The 4,283-nt window shown below is 65.7% G+C and carries 5 protein-coding genes; 1 reads left to right on the forward strand and 4 read right to left on the reverse strand.

Annotated elements, in window-relative coordinates; translation table 11 throughout:
• The first annotated feature begins 197 nt into the window (after window positions 1-197).
• A complete protein-coding gene (locus QOI01_RS35630; protein WP_526388887.1) occupies window positions 198-587 on the forward strand; it encodes a PaaI family thioesterase in 390 nt (129 codons plus the stop codon).
• Between the two features lie 306 nt (window positions 588-893).
• Here the strand turns inward: QOI01_RS35630 and QOI01_RS35635 are convergent, their stop codons facing one another.
• The 4 genes from QOI01_RS35635 to QOI01_RS35650 all read right to left on the reverse strand — a co-directional run.
• Window positions 894-2,180, reverse strand: a complete 1,287-nt coding sequence (locus QOI01_RS35635) for a cytochrome P450 (protein WP_526388879.1) — start codon at window positions 2,178-2,180, stop codon at window positions 894-896.
• 14 nt (window positions 2,181-2,194) lie between these two features.
• On the reverse strand, window positions 2,195-3,598 hold the full coding sequence (locus QOI01_RS35640) for an NAD(P)/FAD-dependent oxidoreductase (protein WP_526388881.1): 1,404 nt from the start codon (window positions 3,596-3,598) through the stop codon (window positions 2,195-2,197).
• On the reverse strand, window positions 3,595-3,810 hold the full coding sequence (locus tag QOI01_RS35645) for a ferredoxin (RefSeq protein WP_526388883.1): 216 nt from the start codon (window positions 3,808-3,810) through the stop codon (window positions 3,595-3,597). The genes QOI01_RS35640 and QOI01_RS35645 overlap by 4 nt, the downstream gene beginning before the upstream one ends.
• Window positions 3,811-3,981: 171 nt before the next feature.
• Window positions 3,982-4,283: glycoside hydrolase family 15 protein (locus QOI01_RS35650; RefSeq protein ID WP_526388885.1), on the reverse strand; the 302-nt coding region annotated here is incomplete at its 5' end.

The following is a 4,283-nucleotide window of genomic DNA, read 5'->3' on the forward strand; positions in this document are numbered from 1 at the left end:
TTTTCGACTTCCTCGTCGGCATCACGGTGGCGCGGGCCATGACACGTGGGCTCATCGATCGATTGGCGTTCTGCGAGCGCACCGCCGACGCACTGGCCGTCCTGGCGCGAGGGTAGATCGCTTACCCCGACAGGTAATTGAAACGCTTCCCGGGCGGCCGCACACTCACTGCCATGACCACCTCAACCGGCGCCGAAGTGATGGCCCAGTTCCTGCCGCAATCCCCGTTCGTCGCCAAGCTCGGCATCGTCGCAGAGATCCTCGACGGCGACGAGGTGCGGCTGCGGATGCCGTGGGATCCGACCAATGTCACGCTCGGCGACATGGTGCACGGCGGTGCCATCGCCGCACTCGCCGACGTCACCGTGATGGCCGCGGCCTGGGCCGGTGTCGAAGCCGCCGGGTCCTTACGCGGAGTCACGACGTCGATGGCCATGCAGTATCTGTCCCCGGCACGCGCCACCGACCTCGTCGGCGTGGGCCGGGTATTGCGTCGCGGCAAGACGCTGGTGAACTGCGACGTGGACGTCGTCACCCCGGAAGGCGAGGCCGTCGCCAAGGCGATCGCGACCTACAAAGTTGGGTGACTACGGCCGCGGGCGGCAGGCAAGTTCGTCGATCACGCTGAAACTGTCACCCAACTGGACGAAATATTTGAGGAGGGTCGGGGAAGATCAGAGGGGGTCTGGGATGGCCGCCATCATTCGTCGATCCGCCGTCCAACACCTGCGTCGCAGCCGCGTTGCCACCGCCACCCCCTCCCCCGCGCGCCTGCGTGGAACGGCGACATTACGCCGTACTTCTCGGTGGGTGTCTGCGCGCCGATTCCGTTCGTGGCGCTGTGCACGGGAATTTGAGCCGGCACTAATCCCCGTCGCTTCCCTTCGCTCGCCTCAGACGATCCGGTCGAACTCGACCTCGAGATGTCGCGGTCCGCGAAAGACCTGGCTCTGTCGGTACGGCGGCGGGTCGACGACGAGGCGCGGATTCTCGACCCGACGCAGGAAGTTCTCCACCGCGAGATTGACCTCCAGGCGCGCCAGCGGGCCGCCCATGCACGTGTGAATTCCGCTGCCCCAGCCGAAGTGCTGATTGTTGCGCCGCTGGACATCGAACTTGGCCGGCTCGGAAAACATCGCCGGGTCGCGGTTGGCCGCGCCGTACATCAGATGCACCACCGAGCCCGCAGGGATGACCGTCCCGCCGATCTCGATGTCGGCGGTGGCACTGCGGCTCGGGAAGAATTGGACGGCCGACTGCAGTCGCTGCACCTCTTCGATCGCCTTGGGGATCAGTTCGGGCCGCTGCCGCAGCAGCTCGAGGGACTCGGGGTTGCGCAGCAATGTCAGCACGCAATGGGCGATGGTGTTGACCGTCGAGTCATGACCGGCGATCAGAAGCAGGACGGCATTCGACGCGGCTTCCTGCGCCGACATCGGTCCGTCCGGCCCGTCGTCGTTGACCAGCTTCGAGAGCAGACCCTCGCCAGGCTCGTCGAGGTAACCCTGGATCAGGTCGGCCAAGTACTGCGAGAGTTCAGCCGTGCTTTCCTTACCCTTCGCGGCGCGGGCCCGGCCTTCCTCGGTAGCCGCTTCCGGCCCGAGATCCAGGCCCGCCATGAAGTCGAAGATCCAACCATGGAAAGTGGGCTCATCCTTGAGCGGGATGCCCAGCACCTGGCAGATCACCGCTACGGGCACGGGGTACGCGTAATCGTCGACGACGTCGAAGGTGTTGCCGCCCAGCGCTTTGACACTTTTGGCCTTGATGCCGTCGAGCAACTCGCTGCAAAGCCGTTGGATGTCGGGCTCCATCTTGGGAATGACATCGGGTGAATGGGGCGGGGCGAAGTGCCGCATCACCTGGCGGCGGGCACGGTCGTGATCAGGCGGATCGGACAGGATGATGGTCTTCGCACGGCCATACGCCTGGATGTCGTCCGCGCCGGGCTCCGGCACCTCCCCGGTCCCCTGTTGGGCCCCCAGCGGGCTGCGGCTGATGTCGGAACTGATCCGCGGATCGTGGGCCAAGGTCATCAGCTCGCGGTATCCGGTGACGACGTAGGTGTGGTCGGCCACCTGAACGACGGGTGTCTCCCGGAGCTGGTCGAAGAACTGGTAGGGGTCGTGGCGGTGCTCGAAGCTCATTGCCGCCGCCCACGCGGTTTCAGCTGTGGTCATGATGACTCCGTTGCTCAGCGGCTCTTGGGGCGGTACTCGGCGCCCCGCGACGTCGGATCGTGACCAGTCAGGACCACGTCGGGAATCCCGGTGGGCTCGCGCGGATCTGGGAAGCGGGCCGACATCGGCTCATCATTGGCCGGGACGTCGTAGCCCGGTGGTGGCGGCGGGAACGGGGCAGAACGTTCGATCAAGTCCGCGTAGTACGGCAGCCACTTGCCGTGGTTGAAGGTGAGCGCTCCGACGATGCGGCCGTTCTTGCCGAAGGCGGCGGCGAAGCGCAGGTCGTCGGGCGACCCCTGGGTGAAGACGATCTCGTCGCCGAAGGAGCACACCCCGACGCCCTTGATGTTGACGCCGAACTGGCCTGACCAGAACTGCGGCAGCGGTAGGTGCGGACGGCGACCCATTTCGAGGTGAACAATGTTGTGCGCCGCGGACCGAGCGCCGAGGACCGCGGCGTCGACGTGCTCGATCGCCATGAATTGGTACTCGTACAGCACGTGCGGGGCCCGCGCGACGTCGCCTGCGACGAAGATGTTGTCGGTCACCACGCCGTTGATGTCGAAGGCCCGACACCCGGCGTCGCAGGCGACTCCCCAGAACCCGGCGGCCAGTTCGGCGCCGTCGAGCCATTCGATGTTGCGAACGGACCCTAGCGATGCGACCACCACGTCGACGTCGAGCAAGGTGCCGTCCGACAACTGAGCCTGTCGGACGTGCCCGTCGGCGTCACCTTTTAGCGCCTCGACCGCTACCCCGGTACGAAGGTCGACTCCGGCGTCGCGTTGCATCTTGGCGGCGATGTCGCCGATCACCCCTCCAAGCGCCCCGACAAGCGGTGCGCTGGAGCGCTCCGCCACCGTCACGTCCAGTCCGAGCTCCCGGCAGACCGATGCCATTTCCGACCCGATGAACCCCGCCCCGACGATCAGCACCCGCTTGGGCTTGGCCTTCAGCGCCGCCTGCAGCTTGGCTGCGTCATCGCAGGTGCGCAGCGTGTAGAGGCCCTCCAGCTTCGCCTCTTCGGGGTTGAACCAGGCCCGGGAACGGACCCCGGTCGCGATCAACACCCGGTCGTAGGGCACCCGTTCGCCGTTGGCCAGCAACACTTCCCGGTTGGCGCGGTCCAATCCAGTGGCCGCCACGCCCAGCCGCCAATCCGCGTCCACCTCGCGCAGTCGCGGCAGTTTGGTGTTCTCCGCAGGCACCCAGCCCTTGAGCACCTGCTTGGAGAGCGGCGGCCGGTCGTACGGCTCGTGCACCTCGTCGCCGATGATGGTCAGCGAGCCGGTGAAGCCCTCGTCCCGCAAGGCTTCAGCGGCCCGCAGGCCCGTCAGAGACGCGCCGACGATGACGATGCGACCCTCCGCTTTGAAGGTTCTGACGAGCTCGGAAACCAATGATGCGGTGGTCATATGGTCGTCCTGTCCGCCGGCGGATCCATTTCGGCTATGATCGCCTGGACCGGACACGACGCTACCGCTCGCGCCACCCGCTGACGTTGCGAGACATCGGGATTCGGGTCGTATGCGAGGGCTTCCTCGCCGTTGAGTTGAAGCACTTCTGGCGCCAGGGGTACGCATTGTGCGTAGCCAAGGCATCGATTCAGGTCGACGACAATGCGCATGTTGGACGAGCTCCTTTTGAACCGGCAACGGCGCTGACGCTAACGTAAATGGCTAATTTGCAGCGCATATCGGCACAATTCGAAATTCGATGAAGGCCCAGCTCGAAACATGGAAAGGGGCCCACAGTGCGCGTCGAGGAAGTTCAGGCACCGAGTCGACGTGGGCCTCGACTACCTCGGCGCGTTGGCGGGCTGGAACTCTCCCGCGTCGTCCGGATCGTCTTCTGCTCGGATCACGTGCACCACCGCGTTGATCAACGCCAGATGGGTGAACGCCTGCGGAAAGTTGCCAAGGTGCCGCTCAGTACGCGGGTCGATCTCCTCGGCGTAGAGGTGCAGCGGGCTGGCGAACGACAGCAGCCGCTCGCACAAGTGCTTCGCGCGGCTGACCTCGCCAATCTCGACGAGGGCCGACACGAGCCAGAACGAGCAGATGGTGAACGTGCCTTCCTCGCCCGACAGTCCGTCGTCGG

This window comes from Mycobacterium sp. (assembly GCF_032162605.1).
Taxonomy (GTDB): Bacteria; Actinomycetota; Actinomycetes; order Mycobacteriales; family Mycobacteriaceae; genus Mycobacterium.

Bases quoted from the DNA above. Each gene is read 5' to 3' on its own strand.
- QOI01_RS35635 (WP_526388879.1), bottom strand. From the start codon at position 2,180: ATGACCACAGCTGAAACCGCGTGGGCGGCGGCAATGAGCTTCGAGCAC.
- QOI01_RS35640 (WP_526388881.1), bottom strand. From the start codon at position 3,598: ATGACCACCGCATCATTGGTTTCCGAGCTCGTCAGAACCTTCAAAGCG.
- QOI01_RS35645 (WP_526388883.1), bottom strand. From the start codon at position 3,810: ATGCGCATTGTCGTCGACCTGAATCGATGCCTTGGCTACGCACAATGC.